The organism is Psychrobacter sp. AT9, from assembly GCF_047272965.1.
Classification (GTDB): Bacteria; Pseudomonadota; Gammaproteobacteria; order Pseudomonadales; family Moraxellaceae; genus Psychrobacter; species Psychrobacter glaciei.
On sequence record NZ_JBKOTW010000001.1, the window covers coordinates 1,534,140 to 1,552,122 of the forward strand.

Sequence of the window (17,983 nt, forward strand, 5' to 3'; positions counted from 1 at the left end):
AAATTGGAAAATATTATGTCACGTACCACGCTATATAATCGTCAAGAAGCCTTAGAACGCGCTATACAGCTGTTCTGGCAAAAGGGCTTTCATGCCACCTCTCTAAAAGATATCGAACAAGTCCTCGATATGCGCCCGGGTAGTATCTATGCTGCATTCGGTAATAAGAATGGACTGTTTCAAGAAGCGCTAGAGCATTACGCCCATGCCGCACTGATGGAGCTTGAACGCGTACTAGCTAGCCATGAGTCACCTTTATTAGGTTTGGCGGCTTATATGCGTCAACTGGGTGGTATCCGCGACCAAAAAATACCAAGTCGGGCCTGTATGTTGGTCAAAAGCTTACTGGAGCTTGGGGCTCGAGAGCAGTCAGCATTAGATAAAGTCGAAAAATTACTGGCTGGCTTGGAGACACGCTTTACGGAATGTTTCGTTGAAGCGCAGCGGCTGGGTGAGATTGATAGTGAGCTTGATGCGGTTAGGCTAGGACGTCGTTTGCAGGCAGAAGTCATGGGACTACGTGCCTTTGCTCAGCGTGATGTCGATAGTGCTGCGGTGCATGCGCTGGCGGAAGACATGGCATCTTCTATAGAAGAGATGCGCAATGACTCTTTTGCTAGCTGAGTATGGTTGCTAGGCTAAAAATCAATCAGCATTGTCCATTCATTTTATAAATGGATAAAACCTAAAAAGGGCTACTCGAAGTTTGAAACTTCAAGTAGCCCTTTTATTTTAAATGAGGACACGCCCTAGTAGCTGCGCTTTAAAAAAGACTGTAGCCCTAACGAGAAATACCAATTACTCTGGCAGTTCTGCTAATTGCTGCAAGATGTTTTTGAAATTCTCAACACCTTGTGCGCCACTCACCAAATGCTTTTGATTAAAAATAACAGAGGGTACGCTTTGAATGCCTTGCTGACGCCACTGCTGCTGGGATTGACGTATCTCTTCAGCAAAGCGTTGATCTGTTAGCACCGCTAAGGCTTCGCTACGATCTAAGCCAATCTCCGCTGCAATATCTGCAAGCACTTCTGTGTCAGCGATATTTCTAGCGTTAGTAAAGTGAGCGGCAAACAGGGCTTGCTTTAAATCATGCATTCGACCTTGTTGATTAGCCCAATGCAATAACTGATGTAAATCAAAGGTATTATAAGTGCGAGTTTCTTCGGTGAAGTTAAACTCAAAACCCACTTCTGCACCAGCCTTAGTCATCATTGCGCGGCTAGCATCAGACTCTTCTTTACTTGATCCATACTTTTTAGCGATATGCTCACGCAAGTTCTGGCCTTCAGGTGGGGTGTCAGGGTTCAGATCAAACGGATGCCAATGAATTTCATGGGCGGTGTTCGTTTGCTTGAGTGCTTCAGCCAATTGTCGATAACCGATGACACACCAAGGGCAAACCACGTCGGATACGATATCTATTCGTAATGGTTTTTCTGAGTTATTCATAGTGATTCCTTATCTTTTTAGTTTTTAATTAGGGTCTGTTGAGTATTCAAATGTGGCACTGGCAGTGGCTATTTTTTAGACAATACGCAGTGAAGTTTTTGACGCCTAGTCATGCTAGGTTAGACAATTTCGCCATGTATTGGCAAAAAATAGCTCTGCCCCTACTTGTATACTTGGGGCTGATGCTAAAATCACCCCAAACGTTGTTGCAAACCTAGCTAAGGTCTCGACATTATCGTCAGTTTACGCCTGATTTGATAAAATGTTTGGTGCGATTTTAGCGATCAGCAGTCCTAATATTTGAATGTTCAACAGACCCTAACCAGCTTTGTGCCATGCATATGTTTGAAAGATACTATCTATTGGCATGTTAGCCAAATAGTTGGTGTATTTCCCGTGACTTTTTGAGCGGCAACGAAGACCGCTTCTAAAATTTGACGTCTGATAAATACGGTATTAAAGACTGCTTGTATTGCCTCGTCATTGACGTTACCACGATCACTAACGATTGATAAAGTAAATCATTTACTTTTAAGTGATTTACCTCTGAATGGCATCGCTAACAATCCCCATAGCGAGGCGTTTTGTTTGGGTGATGGATATTCTTTTAGCCCAATATCGAGCTCATTATCCGGCTTCTGAGCGTCGCTCTTGTAGCTACCGAAGATCTTATCCCACCAAATCACGCTAAACCCATAGTTTGAATTGGTTTCAGACACGCGTTGGCTATGATGGATACGATGTAAAATTTGTGTCATTAATATTAAACGCGCAGGCTTTTCAATGGCAGGCGGCAGACGAATATTGGCATGATTAAACATCGCCAAGCCATTTAAGGCGATTTCAAATATCAATATGGCTACGGCAGGCACACCCAGCGCACTGACGAAGACGAGTTTGACCAATATACTTAAGACAATTTCAATAGGATGAAACCTGAGCCCTGTGCTGGTATCTACGTGAGCATCAGCGTGATGAACTTTGTGCAAGCGCCATAGAATAGGCACTCGGTGGAACAATCGATGCTGCCAATAAATAATGATGTCGAGCACGAGCAAGCTCAATACGATAGACACTAAAATGGATAAATCGAGCATATTGAACAAGCCAATTCCGTGCTGCTGATTATACAGCGCAACCGCCGTTAGACCTATTGGTACGGCCAAACGCGCCACAATTGATGATGCTAGCACCAAGCCAAAGTTAGCCAACCAGCGCTTGTTACTTTTGATCGAGGCTTTACGTGCTGGCATGCGCCATTCAATCAGCATCATGATCATTAATATGCTGAAAAAGAAACCCAGTCGCCACCATATCTCATTCGTCATTGGCTACCTCTTTACTTATTCTGTTTATATGCTGTTTGAATGGCTGTCTGCTTCTAAACGTTTGAGGGTCTGGTAACCGCCATATATACGGGTAAAAATAGTAACAGCGCAGGCAGCCGCAAAAATACTGGCCAGTAAGACAAACTGCTGTGGCCAAATACAAAAGGCGACAAACAATGCGATGGTTTCAGTGCCTTCTGTGAGACCATTCAAATAATAAAAGCTTTTGTATTTAAATTGCGGCTTGTCTAATGCAAATTTTTCAGCAGCAATGGCAAACGCTAAAAAGCTAGAGCCAGTACCAATAAAGGCGGCGAGTAATAATGCCCCTGCAATAGCGTTTTGTTCAGGATTTGCCAAGATAAAGCCAAGCGGTACGGCAGCATAAAATAAAAAGTCGAGGGTAATATCTAAGTAGCCTCCTGCGCTTGAGCTTTGATTGGCATGACGTGCGAGTGCGCCATCTAAGCCATCAAAAATACGATTCAGAGCAATAGCGATAAGTGCGCCAAACCAGAGCTGATTAGCCAGTAATGGTAAAGCTAGCATGCCGATAATAAAACCGACCACTGTCAATTGATCAGCAGTAACGCCGCGCTTATGTAACATGATGACTATGGGCGTTAATATGGGCTTGATGACGGGTGTAATAAACTTATCTAGCATGCAATCACCTTTTTATGTTACCGCTAAAAACTAAAGTTAATAACTAAGATTAATAACTAAGGTTAATGACTTTACCTTCTGCTGCTTCAGCATCACTATGATCATGGGTGACCATGATGGCCGGAAGTTTGCGGGTACGGATTTGATTGAATACTAACTGTTGGGTCTCGGCTCTAAGCTGGGTGTCGAGCTTACTAAAAGGTTCATCGAGTAGGATGGCTTTTGGCTCACTCAATAGAGTGCGTAGTAGGGCAACACGTGCTTGCTGACCGCCAGACAGATTGTCAGGATGGCGATTGCTCATACCTGCTAAACCCACTTGCTCAAGGGCGTGTTCTATTTTCTCAAGACGCTGTCCTTTATTACGCTGCTTATTGTCTTTGGGCATCGCAAAGGCAATATTACCTGCGACCGATAAATGCGAAAATAGCAGAGCATCTTGGTAAAGCACGCCGATATGACGTAAGTGCGTCGGTAGATGGCTTACGTTTTTGTCATTTAGCCAGACGTCACCAGTCGCGGTAAAGCCGTGTGGTAATGTGCCTGTCAGCCAATTTAATAAGCTTGATTTACCACTGCCAGATGGGCCCATAATAGTGAGTATCTCACCGCCTGCAATCTGCTCATCTAAGCTCAGTAATAGCGCGTCTTTTCGATATAATTGTAAGTTTTTTATCTGTAAAGATGATGGCATCAAGAACCCTTTATCTGCATTTTTATAGTAAGTTGTTGTTCAAAACCAGCGTTTTTCGAAACGCATTATTATTCAAAATAAACCATTTTAACGACTGCTATTTCTACCACTTTTAAAGAAATATTTCGGCAATACCCACGCCAATATAAAACCAATTAACGGTAAGGCCATTTGAATGATGGCATACACCGCACTGGTGCGTCTACTGGCACCATTGGCGAGAGTCACAGCTTCTGTGGTGATGGTGGCGATACGTCCACCACCTGCTAATAACGTCGGTAAGTATTGTCCAAAGCTAATCGCTAAACCAAGCGCGATAGCAATTAAAAGAGGTGCAAACAGCTGTGGTAGTTTGACCTGCAAAAATACTTTGGCTGGTGTCGCGCCAAGACTGGCTGCCACATGAGCAAAACGAGGGTCTAGACGTCGATAGCTGCTAGCAAGCGATAAAAACACATAGGGCAGCACGAACAATAAATGCGTAAACGCCACATTAAAAAATGCCGTTTGATTATTGACCAATTGTTGCAACCACACCAAGCCAAATAAAAAGGCAATGCTGGGTACTAACAGCGGTAAATAGATGATTAAACTGGTAAATTTTGAAAGAGGCTTGCTACTTAGTTGTTCGGCTTCTAAGCACAATAAAGCAAGGACGATAGCAAATAAGGTACTTACGATACCGATCGTAAGAGTGTTAAATAGTGGCGTGCCCATTTGCATAAAGGCGCTTTGAAAATGTAATAACACAAACTGCTCGGGCAATACGGCTGGAAAGCGCCAGAAGCCCGCCACTGACCACATAAACAGACCCATGAGTGCCAGTAATATAAAACCAATGACCACAGTGGTCAAAACTGCGGTCATTTTTTGCATTAAGGCATCGGCATAGTTGCGCTTGCCATTAATCAATGATTGATTACAACAAATTTTTATGGCTCTTTCAGCAGCAAGCCACAAAGCGATCAATCCGCCCGTCAACGCCAGCTGTAATAACGCGCCTGCCGAAGCCCGTATACGTAGGTTTAGATCAACATCATTAAACCATTGCATAATCGTGACCGCGAGTGTGGGCGGTGTGTTTGGACCCAATATCAATGGCATCTCAACACTGGCACTGGCATAGGCAAGGACGGCTAAAATAGGCAGACGTAATACGGGGTAGAGGATAGGGAGGACGGCTTTAAAAAAAGCAGTGATGGGGTAATAGCCGAGATTGAGCGCGACTCTATATTGCTGATGCAGCTTTTTACCCAGCTCTGGTTGTGCCAATGCACCTAATGCCATTAATAATAAAAACGGCAGCTCTTTTAAGGTTAAACCCAAAATGATACTAATGCCATAAGGGTCATGTGGAAACATACCATCCGGTGACAATTCCCAACCGCTTAACCACGGTGAAATGAGCCGTGAAAACATGCCAGAAGGCGCAATTAAAAACCCCACCGCAATGGCTGCCGCTGCATGAGGAATAACCAAAATTGGACTCAGCAAACGCTCAATACGAGTGAGCCAAATGCTATTAAAAAACGCTGCCAATATCATCAAGGTCATGACGAAAGCGAGTAGCGTGCTTAGCAATCCAGTAGCGATGCTTAAAGCGACCATTTGGGTAAGACCAGGCGTCTGCCAAAGATCGTTAAAGCCTTGTAGGCTAAAAGTTGTTTGCTCAAGTGCAGGAAGCCAACTAAACGCAGGCAGCAGTACGCTGACCAAACCACCGAGTACTGGCAATATCAGCAGCAGCAACAAAAATTTTGGACTAAAAGATACGATACGCGTAAAGAGGTCTGTCTTATAAGATGCAGGCATTCTAGCGCTTGCACCAGTGGTTTTATCGTTAGAAACGTCACTCATGGGCTGACCCCATAACGTGTCTGCCAGCCTTGCATAATGGCATCAACCCAGCTTGGATGTGGTTCACTGACAGTGCGTTTGATACTATCAAAGGGCAGGGCACTAGGGTGTGGTCGGTTGTTCTTAAATAAAGCTTGTTGTTCAGGGTCGAGTGTAGACTGGACGAGTACCGTTTTATCACCCCATATAGAAGGCGTTTGTTTTTTGGCCTGTGCTTCTGGGCTCATCAAGAAATTTGCGACTAACTGCGCCGCTTGCGGATGGCTGGCATTATAAGGAATGGCCACAAAATGCGTGTTACTTAAGCTGCCATCACTCATTGCATAGCTACGAATACTCTCGGGTAAATCATAACGCTGCACGGCCGCTGGCACTTCAGGTGCAGAAAAAGTAAAGGCCAAGCTCAGCTCGGTATCATCGACCAAACGCCGCATCTGCGCGCCCGTTTGTACAAATTGCTCGCCTTTGCGCCATAGTGTTGGATGCAAGTCATCCAAAAATGTCCATAGCGGATCTAATACCAGATCGGTATTTTGCTCAGTGGCTGGCAGGTTGAGCTGTGCCTTGGTATTTTCACCTGTTTGAGCATCATGTTGTTCGTGCAGCATGACTAAGGCGTATTTTAAAAAGCTCATTCCTAAAAAGTCTGGTGGCTTTGGGTAGCTAAAACGTCCAGGATTTTGTGCTGTCCAATCGACCAGTTCATTCAGCGTCGTTGGTGGCTTATCAGTCGATAAATGGTCGTAATAAAAAGTCAGCGAGGCTTGTCCCCATGGCGCTTCCATGCCATTGGTGGGTACACCAAAATCAAAGTTCACCGTAGGGTTGTTTTCTGGATCGGTAAGGGCAAAGTTAGGTAACTTATTCGCCCATTGCTTGAGCAATAATGAGTTTTCACTCATGGTGGCAAAGTTTGCGCCATTAATCCAGATGAGGTCTACACTGCCTTCATCATTGTTATTGGCTGATTTTTCCGCCAGCACGCGACTGACCGCTTCACTGGTGTCGCTCAGTTTCACATGGACTAAATTGATATTATATTTATCATCTACTTGCTCGGCTGCCCACTGTAGATAGGCGTTGATCTGTGGGTCGCCGCCCCACGCATAGAAATAAACGTCTTGGTTTTTGCCAGTCTCTTGCACTTGTTGCCAGTGCGACAGACTCTTATCATCTGATACAGTGGTAGTAGAGGCGGTACTGGCAGAAATACCCATACAAATACCAAGTGCTATAGCATAGATGCTATAGCGGCTTAGGTTTTTTAAGGTTGATGAGGCTTGCAAGGACTTGATAACGTGCATTTAAGTTTCCGTTATGATGATATATTCTCAGCACAGTTGATAAAAACCCAACTAACCTCGACGCCATGTATGGTACTTTTCAAGCAAGTTTAATACTTTTTCAGGCGCATGATTGCGTTTCCATTCACCAGCCGCGTATTTATTGCCTTCCGCCCATGTCGGGTACATGTGAATGGTGCCGAGTATTTTATTCAGCCCTAAACCATGTTTCATGGCCAGTATAAATTCAGGCATTATATCACCAGCATGCTCAGCGACGATGGTCACGCCAAGTATTTTATCTTTGCCTTTAGGTGTGATGATTTTTATAAAGCCGACATTGGCGCTTTCAGTCACCGCACGATCTAAGTCTTTAAAGTCGTAGCGGGTAATCTCAAAATCAATACCTTTTTCGATAGCTTCCTGCTCATTTAAGCCAACACGTGCGACTTCTGGATCGATAAAGGTTGTCCACGGAATCACGCGATAATCGACCTTGAATTTCTTTAGATGTCCAAACAAACCGTTTACCGCGGCGAACCATGCCTGATGGGAAGCCACATGGGTAAATTGATAAGGGCCGACGACATCACCTGCGGCGTAGATATTAGGATAAAGAGTTTCTAGGTAATCATCGGTATTGATAGTACGTTCCGTTTCGATGCCCAACGCTTCTAGGCCGTAGCCTTCGAGGCGAGCACTACGCCCAACGGCACAAAGCAACTCATCATATTCAATAGCAATCTCTTGCTTATTTTGACTGTCTTGCTTATCTGTATCGTCGTCTAATTGCTCAACGATAATGAATTTTTTACCATCGCGAGTCTCACAGCGAATCGCTTGATGCGAGGTCAAGACATTCACACCACTTTCGACGAGCACTTGCTGCGCAAATTCTGAAACTTCCACGTCTTCTTTTTTCATCAGACGCGCGCCTCTTTCGATTTGAGTCACATTGGAACCCAAGCGGGCAAAGGCTTGTGCGAGCTCAGAGCCGATAGGCCCGCCGCCAAGTACGACGAGCTTTTTCGGTGCTTCTTCCAATTCAGTAAACTTATTCCATAGCGTATCGCTCGTCACATAACCAGTCTCTTCCAAACCTGGCAAGTCTGGGATAAATGGGCGGGCACCAGTGGCGACAACAATGGAACGTGCGGTGAGTCGCTGCGTGCCGCCATCGTTTAGCGCAATTTCTACCGTCCATGGGTCGATAAATTTAGCATAACCTTTTAACACTTCGACACCCAATTCCGTATAACGCTCGACGCTGTCATTTGGCGCGATGTCAGCGATGACTTTATGGATGCGTGTCATGACATTTTTGAATGAAAATTCTGGTTGAATATTATTGAGACCATAGCGTTCGCCATTGCGCATCTGTTCTGCGACTTTCGCACTTTTGATAAGGGCTTTACTGGGTACGCAGCCGTAGTTTAAGCAGTCGCCGCCCATCTCACCTGCTTCAATCAGCGTGACTTTTGCTTTGACGGTGGCCGCGATATAACTGGTGACTAGACCGCCAGCACCCGCACCAATGACAATCATATTGCGATCGAATTTCTTTGGTTTGGTGTAATTTTTATAGACGCGGCGTTTTTTTATCGTATTTAAGATGCTTTTAGCTATCAACGGGAAAAACCCTAGTAGCGCGAATGAGGCAATCAAATTGAAAGATAAGATGCCTGACAAGCTCTCGATTTGTGCCAACTGCGTACCCGCATTGACATAGACGAAAGTACCAGCGAGCATACCTACTTGGCTGACCCAATAGAAGGTCCTTGCCTTAATCGCGGTGACACCCATCAATAGGTTGATTAAGAAAAATGGGAATATTGGAACGAGGCGTAAGGTAAATAGATAAAAGGCCCCTTCTTTTTTTACGCCTGCGTCAATAGAGTCGAGACGTTCGGGGAACCGCTGCTTGATAGAATCGCGCAGTAAATAGCGTGAGGTCAAAAAGGCCAGTGTGGCACCAATACTTGAGGCAAACGAGGCGACCAATAAGCCTTGAACCAAGCCAAACAACGCCCCAGCTGCCAAAGTCATAATGGCAGCGCCAGGTAAAGATAATGCCGTGACTAATATATAGACTAAAAAGAAGCCACCAATAACCAACCATGGTGACTGCGCTTTATATTGGTCGAATTGATCCATCGAGCCCTTTAAACCCTCAAGTGTCAATAATTGGTTGAGGTCAAAGTAAAAAAAGCCAATGACTAACATCAATACGGCTAATATTAAAACTATTTTCTTAATCATGGATTATCCAGCTAAATAATAATGCAAAGGGGTGTGTGAGTGATAAAATCTAAAAAAGTCTTATATACAAACACATAGCGATGTCATCAGTCCTACTATAATCTACTTTTTCGTTATTCGTAGCGATATATTCGTTTTTAGTAAACTATAGTGATATTCAGACTGATTATCAACTTTCTTAGGATAAAGTCGGTGACGTCTTTTTGCCCAATGTTAAGGTGTCATAATCTCTCATTAAGAAAAGCGCTATACAAGCCGCCAACATTGGCCATGCAGCAAAGAACAATAGATTGTCGAAAGGAGTGAGATAGAGACCGAAAGTGGCAAAAGTAGAAACCGCGTGTAGCAATAAGACAATGCCGTATGTCCATTTTTTGAATAAACCCATTACGAACGAGAAGATCAGTATGATTTGTAAGCTACCAATAACGTATACGATACTGGTGCCTAAGCCTTCTAATGCATAAAATTTAGAAAACACATTGGCGGTGTGGTCAGGATTGACAAATTTGTCGAGCGTCCAAAAAAAGAACACAATGAAGACACCTATTCGAAGCAACAGTAAAGACAAAGGGAGATGTTTTGGCATAAGTTATTTCTTTTTAATAAAGTTTGAAAGCGAGTTCAAAATAGGGTGGATTGAAGTGAGGTTTCTACGCCTGTTATTAGAAGGTTTTTATGTGACAGACATGAGTAAGAATTGTTTGCTTTATGTTGAGTGATTGCTCAATTATAGCTGTAAGATGTTACAAAATAATGCAAGGGCGTATTGTGATGGTATTTGGAATACGGCCATTGAAGATAGTGGCGCGTTATCAAAGACTATTTCTAAAGATCTTTTGCAAAACGTTTGCGTACTTGTCGCAAGTAAATACTGGGGGCGATGCGCCATAAGATGCTACCAAAGCGTGAGACAGGTTCGGGCAATATCCAGCGTTTGTGCTGGGTCAAGCCTTTATCAATACGCTCAACCATCCACTCAGCACTGCGAATATTGCCGATGACTGAGCGTGGGTGGTTGGCAGTATGACCATCATGACCGAGCGCATGACTTTCGATAGGCGTGTCTAAGAAGCTCGGATACACCATCAATATATGAATATCATCGACTTCTAACTCTAAGCGCAGTACTTCAAAGAACTGGGTCAGCGCACTTTTAGCAGCGCAATAAGCGGCGCGTCCAGGAACTGGCATCCAGCCTGCCATTGAGCCGATGCAAACAATTTGACCACGAGACTCTCGCAGTAAAGGCAGTGCCGCCATCGTTAGCTCTACTGCGCCTTGCCAATCTACTGCCATGACCTTGCGGAATACTGCTGGGTCAGTCTGATGCGCTGGTGAGCGGTGAGTGATGCCAGCATTATTTACCAGTAGGTCAAGCTGTCCAAAGCGCTCATATAGCTGATCAATAAGTGAGGCAATATCATCAGCTTGGGTGATATCGGTGACGACCATCATGATTCTGTCCGTATCAGTAAACTCAGTTGCTCGTGCACTTAAAGCCTGTGCATCTATATCGATGAGCACTAAGTGATGACCAGCATTATACCAATGACGAGCCATCGCTAAGCCCAGTCCCGATGCGGCGCCAGTAATCAAAGTAACGGTCATAATAAGCTCCTTTATAAAAACAGATTTAATCTCTTTAAGGTTTACGCAGTCCATTGGTGTCGACAAAATAATCAAAAGTTTCAGCGGAAGTTTTAGTCAGTTGATAGCCAAACTCTTCTTTTAGACGACGATTGGCAAGCACCGGACGATAACGCAAAAAGTTAACTTGTTCGGGGCCAGTAGGCTTGCCGCGCCATTTCTCGACTTGTAGTGCTGCTTTGACTAGCCAAACAGGCAGGATTAATAGCGGCTTATTGAGCTTATGTGCAATCTGCTTCATGGTCAGTGCGCCATCACCAGCCATATTGAAGATGCCAGATTTATCTTCTCGAATACCCATCTCCATCGCATTTATGACATCTTGATCCCAAATAAAGACGAAAGGGGAGTCACTGCCTTTGAGCGCAAGAATACGCGGCGCCATGAACAATCCAGTGATTTGGTTGCGGGTGTCAGCACCTAATACAGTACCAGGTCGGAAGATAAGCTGCTGCAACTGCGGATGATTTTGACGAAAATCGCTCAGCAATTCTTCTATTTGTCTCTTATGATCAGAATAAGCGAATTCACGATTGCCTCGCAGCGCATCATGCTCATCGATCCATTCTGGATTGTCTGCATGATAACCATAAGCCGCTCCTGAGCTAGTCACAGTCAGGTGACGAACGCCAGCTTGTACGCAGCACTTCAGGACATTATGAGTGCCGTTAACATCGATATCGAAATCCCGTGCTCGATCTTTTGATGCTTGCAGGATGGAGGCTAAATGAATCACATGAGTGATTTGCTCATCGATAAGCAGCTGAGCTAGGTCGGCATCACGTATATCTAGTATTTTAATCGGGAAGTCTAGGTCTTTACGCGTGCAGATGTCCGTGCCTATGACAGAGTAATGCGCGGATAGTCTATTACCTAATTGATGACCGATATAGCCTGCTGCGCCCGTGATAAGTATGCGTTTAATCATATGGCCTCCGTGCCCAAATTTGTGAAAGTGTCAGGCCTGACACCAGATGCCAGACGCCCCAGAAGGCGGTAATCAGCATCATGCCGCCCGCTTGCGGAAAAAAAGTAAACAGAATGACTAAGCCCAGTCCGGAGTTTTGAATGCCGACTTCCATAGTGACTGCACGGCGATCAGCAACGGGCAGTTTAAGCGCTTTACCCATGCCATAGCCGAGCGATAGTGCCAGTAAATTATGAGCCACCACCAACCAAAAAAAACTGTTAAAACGTTCGATAAATAAGTCAAAATTGTTGGAAAAGGCGATAGCGACAAAAGCTAAAAACACTAGTAATGAGATGATGCGTAACGGTTTTTCGCTACGGGCAACCAGTTTGGGGAATTTGCGACCGGTCAACATACCAATCACTAAAGGCACGGCTAAGACCAAGAGCACTAATAATAAAATGCTACTCGGCTCAAGCGTAATTTGGGTCAGGTATTGCCGCGTATGAGGATTGAGCCAACCATAAAAAGCAAAGTTCAGCGGCGTCAATACGGTAGCTACCAAGCTCGAAACCGCCGTCATACTCACAGAGACGGCGACATTGCCTCGTGCCAGCCAAGTCATGATATTAGAGAAACTACCACCAGGACAAGAAGCCACCAAAATCATCCCTAACGCCAGATCTGGATCGACATTCAATGCCCAAGTAAACAAGCAGGTGGCTAGCGGTAACAGGAAAAACTGTGCAAACAGACCAGCTATAGGCGCAATGGGTGCTAGGATAATACGTTTAAAGTCCTCAAGGCGTAAGGTCAGTGAGACACCAAACATCATTAAAGCCATGATGATATTGAGCATAATTAAGCTGGCAGGATCGAAGACGATCGGTAACGCGCCACTCATACTGACGTATCCGACTGACGCTCTTTTCTATTAAAGATTTTGCGTCTCAAGCGGCGACCTATAGAGGGGTTATTGCCGAAGGTTTTACTATCAATCTCGTGTTCATCTACACCTATTTGCAGTTTAGCGATATGCTCAGCAAGTGTGGCAAGATATTCCTCTTTATTGACATAATAAGCCATTCGCGCGAGCTTGATGTAGTCATAACCACCATCGAGTGTCACGCCACTCAGTGCTCGTTTGACCACATCGAAGTTGTCAGCCGCTGCGCTATTTTGCTCGCGCTGCTTAATATATAACGCGACCAGACGCGCTTGTTGATTGCGACCTTCCCAGCCAAGTCCAGCAGCCTCTACCATACCCATCATAAATAAATTGTCATATTTAGGATGAAAGACATTCATATACAGCTGCGGTGCATGTTGTGTGGCAGGCCAGTTGAGATGCTTACGATCAATAAAAGGATAGTCTAGCAAATAGCCAGTCGCCATCAGAATCAAGTCATAATCACTGCTTTCACCATCGCTGAAGCTCACCGTATGCCCTTTAATACCGCTTATGTCACGCCGCGGCTTAATATCACCATGACCCAAATGGTGGAGCACTAACGAGTTAACGACTGGATGCGACTCGTACATTCGATAGTCAGGATCTGGTAGACCATAGTCCGAAGGCTTGCCAATGATCATACGGATCATCGCTGCATCCATGCGCTGCTTGGCTTGCCGTGGTAGCTTGATTTTGCCACCTAACGTATCGATAGGGCAACCTTTGATAAATTTAGGCAAGAAATAATAGCCACGTCGTAAGCTAATATCTACTGACTTTGCATGATGAACGGCATCTACCGCAATATCAGCACCAGAATTACCGCAGCCGACGATGAGTACGCGCTTATCTTTGAATGCTGAGGGGTTACGATACTCGGAGGAATGCATCAACTGACCGGCGAACTCGCCCGGCAAGGTTGGCATGTTTGGCTTATGTAAAGTGCCATTGGCAATCAGCACCCCATCGAATAGTCGCGACTGCTGCGCGCCATTGCACTCACTGATTATGCGCCAACCATCACCTTCGGGGCTGGTACTGATGACTTGAGTAGAGAATTCATAACGGGATTTGAGGTCAAATTGATCGGCAAAGTCTTGGAAGTATTGGCGCAGCTCGCTATGGTGTGGGTAGCAGGCAACAGAGTCGCGCATGGGGTACGCTTTGAACTCGGTCATCTGTTTGGAGGATATCAGATGGGCTGTTTCGTACATGGTGCTATGAGGGTTATCAATATCCCATAGGCCACCTACATCACTGTGCAGCTCAAAACCAACGAAAGGAATATTAAGTTTTTGGAGATTACGGGCGGTGGCTAGTCCCATTGGACCGGCACCAATGACAGCATACATATTTGTTCCCTCAAATTTATGATCGTATTGCACCCATCCTAATTGGGTATGAGCATTATATTAGTCTATGTCGTTAGGCCGTTCAAGAATAAGGTTAGAGAAATAATAACTATCAAGGTCTGTACCACCACTCTCATCAGCGATACGGGTTTGGATGCCGTTATTTTATTACGGACTGTCATGACCTTTCATAAAATTATTAAACATAACAAACAACAAAACAGCCTTTAAATCTTAGATTTAAAGGCTGTTTAAGACTATTGAGAGAACGATAAGATATATAGCTGGCTCACCATAAAAGTGCTACGGCTCTAACCTATCTAACTCTGAAAATTATATTTGACCACCACATTGCTCCCATCATGATCAACCTTATAAGTGTTGAGTATGATACTTTCATCATCTAAACATTGGCCTGTTACCAGATTAAAGCGCTGCTTATAAATAGGCGAGGCCACATACAGCACTGCTTCACTAAGACCAGCCGCGTTGGTAATGGTAGTGCCACCGATTAAACCTCTAGACAATACATTGGCCTGACTAAAAGGGTCATAATTATCAAGCGCGAACAGCTTAGTTTCTTTGGTGCGAAAGATAGCCACTTGTTTGCCATCTATGAGCGCACAAACACCAGTCTCAGGAAGAATGTCTTCTAATCTACAAACCGTATATTGAGTCATTGGGTTATCCTTATTCGTATATTATCGGAGAGTATAGGCAGTCCTAGATAAATCAGAGACGGTGTTAGGCTAGCTCGATCGACTATTGATAGTGCTGTCATTCGCCTTCCTCGTCTATTAATTGTCTCTTCATTATCTTAAACCGACTATCTTGGGCGTTGATTAAGCCAGCTCAGTCACTAGGATTTGAGTTTTTTCAGTATCGGTTGCGGGGCGAATTTGCTCGCGCTCGGTGACAAAGACCACATTGTCATCCCCTTGCTCACTATTGACGAAATGACGGAAACGTTTGAGCTTTTCGCTATCGGTGATGGTGGCTTTCCACTCACACACATAGTTGTCGATCAGCAGTTGCATCTGTGCTTCTAGCTCTTCAGCGATGCCTAAGCTGTCTTCAATAATGACTGCTTGTAGATATTCCAATCCACCTTCTAAGCTCTCACGCCATTTTGAAGTTCGTTGGAGTTTATCCGCTGTTTTTATATAAAACATAATAATGCGATCGATGTATTTGATGACCGTGTCGCTATCAAGATCGGTGGCAAACAACTCGCCATGACGCGGGGTCATACCACCATTACCACAGACAAATAAATTCCAACCATTTTCGGTGGCGATAATGCCAAAGTCCTTGCTTTGTGCCTCTGCACACTCGCGTGTACATCCGGACACGCCCATCTTTATCTTATGCGGTGAACGTACTCCTTTATAACGATCTTCTAAGGTGAGTGCCAAGCCGACACTGTCATCGACACCGTAGCGACACCAGTTATTACCCACGCACGATTTAACAGTACGCAACGACTTACCATAAGCATGACCAGTCTCAAAGCCGGCTTGCACCAATTGTGTCCAGATATCAGGTAGTTGGTCTAGACGTGCACCAAATAGATCCACGCGTTGACCACCTGTGATTTTGGTATACAAATTAAATTCTTTAGCGACTTGTCCGAGGATGATCAGCTTATCAGCGGTGATTTCACCACCCGGCACACGAGGTACGACAGAATAGGTGCCGTCTTTTTGGATGTTGCCTAGATAATAGTCATTGCTGTCTTGCAACGGTGTCAGTTCAGGCTTGAGCACATAATCATTCCAGCATGAGGCCAAGATGGAGGCGACCGTAGGTTTGCAAATCTCACAGCCATGACCGTTACCATGCTCATCCAACAGAGCATCGAAGGTTCTAATACCATGGACACGAATCAAGCTATAGAGCTCTTGACGGGTATAGGCAAAGTGCTCACATAAGTCGTTATTGACCTCAAACCCAAGGGTCGTTAACTGGTAGCTTAAAGTGTCTTTCACCATAGGCGCACAGCCACCACATCCTGTACCTGCACTGGTACAAGACTTCACTTCGGCAATGGAGTACGCACCGTTTTCAACCGCCGCGCAAATATCGCCTTTGGTGACGTTGTAGCATGAGCAAATCGTTGCACTATCTGGTAAATTTTCTATACCCATTTTCGGTTTTTCAACGTTGGGTAGTATGAGGCTTTCAGGGTGGGCAGGTAGGTCGATATCGTTGAGATATAGCTGTAATAGATTGTTATAGTCTTCGGTATCACCGACCAATACTGCGCCAAGCAAGCGTTTATTATCAGGCGTCGTGACCAGCTTCTTATAAATGCCCTCAGCAGGGTTCTGGTACAAATAGCTCAAGCTGTCCGCGCTGTTGCCATGGGCGTCGCCAATACTACCAACATCGACGCCCATCAGTTTGAGCTTGGTGCTCATATCAGCGCCCGTAAAGGTTTGCGAATGATCTCCTGTGATTTGTGCCGCGCAAATACTCGCCATGCTGTAGCCTGGTGCTACTAAGCCAAATATCTTGTTATCCCACACCGCGCATTCGCCGATAGCGTAGACATGCGCAACATTGGTGCGGCATTGTTCGTCAATTAAAATACCACCTCGTGCACCTATCTCAATGCCGCACTCAGGATTGTTTTTGATAATGCCATCTTGCGGACGAATACCCGCACTAAAAACGATCATATCGGTATCAAGCGAGGTATCATCGGTGAATTGCATGGTTAAGTGACACTGATCTTCACTGGTGTTATTTCTGTTTTTTGACAGGGCATCGGTATTGTCAATAATGGCTTGGGTATTCTTGCCAGTTAATACTTTGACCCCAAGGGCTTCAATTTTTCGTTTTAAAATCTCACCGCCAGCAGCATCAAGCTGAACACCCATCAATTGTGGGGCGAACTCTACAACATAAGTTTCTAACCCTAAAGTGACCAGTGCTTTTGCTGCCTCAAGTCCCAGCAGTCCACCACCCACGACCACGCCCTTTCTGACTGTTGGGCGCTCAGCAATGGCAAGAATGTCATCTAAATCGGCAATGGTTCGGTATACGTGGCAATGCGGATGTTCACGTCCTGGAATGGGTGGTACAAACGGATAGGAGCCTGTCGCCAGCACCAGCTCACTATATTCAATCTGCTCGCCAGCTTCAGTGATGATGTATTGGTTGGTCGCATCGATATCTACAATGCGCTGATTCAGGTGCAATTGAATTTGGGCAGCGGCATAGGCGCTCAAATCAACCAAATTTAACTTACTGATATCTTTATGCTCAAAATAGCTCGATAAATACACACGATCATAAGCCGGACGGTCTTCTTCTGCAAACACATGAATCTCAAATTTCTCATGTAGCCCTTGCTCTATGGATCGCTCAACGAAATGGTGCCCGACCATACCGTTGCCAATCACCACTAACTTAGCTTTATTTGTTGTACTCACTATAGTGCTGCTCATGCGCTTATCCTTAGTAATGGGGTTGTCTAAATATCGTGATCTAAACGTTATGATGGTTAGCAATATTTAGTGCCTACACCAATTACACCTTCAATAACTGTGCCAAGCACTGTTATATAGCGCTTTGT

At 44.9% G+C, this 17,983-nt stretch carries 15 protein-coding genes; 1 reads left to right on the forward strand and 14 read right to left on the reverse strand.

The features are described from left to right. The first annotated feature begins 15 nt into the window (after positions 1–15). Entirely contained in the window at positions 16–624 is a 609-nt protein-coding gene (locus ACMFL8_RS06520; RefSeq protein WP_194619714.1) for a TetR/AcrR family transcriptional regulator, read from the forward strand. A 174-nt stretch (positions 625–798) separates the two neighbouring features. On the opposite strand, the gene ACMFL8_RS06525 is transcribed toward ACMFL8_RS06520, so the two are convergent. The 14 genes from ACMFL8_RS06525 to nirB form a co-directional block, all read right to left on the reverse strand. After that, on the reverse strand, positions 799–1,452 hold the full coding sequence (locus ACMFL8_RS06525) for a DsbA family oxidoreductase (protein WP_413190439.1): 654 nt from the start codon (positions 1,450–1,452) through the stop codon (positions 799–801). Positions 1,453–1,973: 521 nt separating this feature from the next. Then, complete coding sequence (locus tag ACMFL8_RS06530) at positions 1,974–2,780, reverse strand: sterol desaturase family protein (protein ID WP_413190440.1); 807 nt, start codon at positions 2,778–2,780, stop codon at positions 1,974–1,976. Positions 2,781–2,804: 24 nt separating this feature from the next. Continuing rightward, complete coding sequence (locus ACMFL8_RS06535) at positions 2,805–3,446, reverse strand: CDP-alcohol phosphatidyltransferase family protein (RefSeq protein WP_189585181.1); 642 nt, start codon at positions 3,444–3,446, stop codon at positions 2,805–2,807. A gap of 49 nt (positions 3,447–3,495) precedes the next feature. Continuing rightward, entirely contained in the window at positions 3,496–4,140 is a 645-nt protein-coding gene (locus ACMFL8_RS06540) for an ATP-binding cassette domain-containing protein (protein WP_413190441.1), read from the reverse strand. 87 nt (positions 4,141–4,227) lie between these two features. Then, a complete protein-coding gene (locus ACMFL8_RS06545; RefSeq protein WP_413190442.1) occupies positions 4,228–5,997 on the reverse strand; it encodes an ABC transporter permease in 1,770 nt (589 codons plus the stop codon). Beyond that, positions 5,994–7,301, reverse strand: coding sequence for an ABC transporter substrate-binding protein (locus ACMFL8_RS06550; RefSeq protein WP_413190443.1), 1,308 nt, complete (start codon positions 7,299–7,301; stop codon positions 5,994–5,996). The genes ACMFL8_RS06545 and ACMFL8_RS06550 overlap by 4 nt, the downstream gene beginning before the upstream one ends. A gap of 51 nt (positions 7,302–7,352) precedes the next feature. Further along, on the reverse strand, positions 7,353–9,539 hold the full coding sequence (locus tag ACMFL8_RS06555) for an FAD-dependent oxidoreductase (protein WP_413190444.1): 2,187 nt from the start codon (positions 9,537–9,539) through the stop codon (positions 7,353–7,355). Positions 9,540–9,717: 178 nt separating this feature from the next. Continuing rightward, complete coding sequence (locus tag ACMFL8_RS06560) at positions 9,718–10,128, reverse strand: hypothetical protein (protein WP_194619700.1); 411 nt, start codon at positions 10,126–10,128, stop codon at positions 9,718–9,720. 239 nt (positions 10,129–10,367) lie between these two features. Beyond that, positions 10,368–11,150: an SDR family oxidoreductase gene (locus ACMFL8_RS06565; RefSeq protein WP_413190445.1), complete on the reverse strand. Its 783-nt coding sequence runs from the start codon at positions 11,148–11,150 to the stop codon at positions 10,368–10,370. Positions 11,151–11,184: 34 nt separating this feature from the next. Further along, positions 11,185–12,117 (reverse strand): SDR family oxidoreductase, encoded by a 933-nt coding sequence (locus ACMFL8_RS06570; protein ID WP_413190446.1) that lies wholly within the window; start codon positions 12,115–12,117, stop codon positions 11,185–11,187. Next, on the reverse strand, positions 12,110–13,003 hold the full coding sequence (locus ACMFL8_RS06575) for a bile acid:sodium symporter family protein (protein ID WP_413190447.1): 894 nt from the start codon (positions 13,001–13,003) through the stop codon (positions 12,110–12,112). Before ACMFL8_RS06575 ends, ACMFL8_RS06570 begins: the two co-directional genes overlap by 8 nt. Beyond that, positions 13,000–14,403 (reverse strand): flavin-containing monooxygenase, encoded by a 1,404-nt coding sequence (locus tag ACMFL8_RS06580; RefSeq protein WP_413190448.1) that lies wholly within the window; start codon positions 14,401–14,403, stop codon positions 13,000–13,002. Before ACMFL8_RS06580 ends, ACMFL8_RS06575 begins: the two co-directional genes overlap by 4 nt. A 320-nt stretch (positions 14,404–14,723) precedes the next feature. Then, positions 14,724–15,083 (reverse strand): nitrite reductase small subunit NirD, encoded by a 360-nt coding sequence (nirD, locus tag ACMFL8_RS06585; RefSeq protein ID WP_413190449.1) that lies wholly within the window; start codon positions 15,081–15,083, stop codon positions 14,724–14,726. Positions 15,084–15,245: 162 nt separating this feature from the next. Continuing rightward, the gene (gene nirB / locus ACMFL8_RS06590; protein ID WP_413190450.1) at positions 15,246–17,855 is read right to left on the reverse strand and encodes a nitrite reductase large subunit NirB; all 2,610 of its coding nucleotides are present in this window, start codon (positions 17,853–17,855) and stop codon (positions 15,246–15,248) included. Positions 17,856–17,983: the final 128 nt, after the last annotated feature.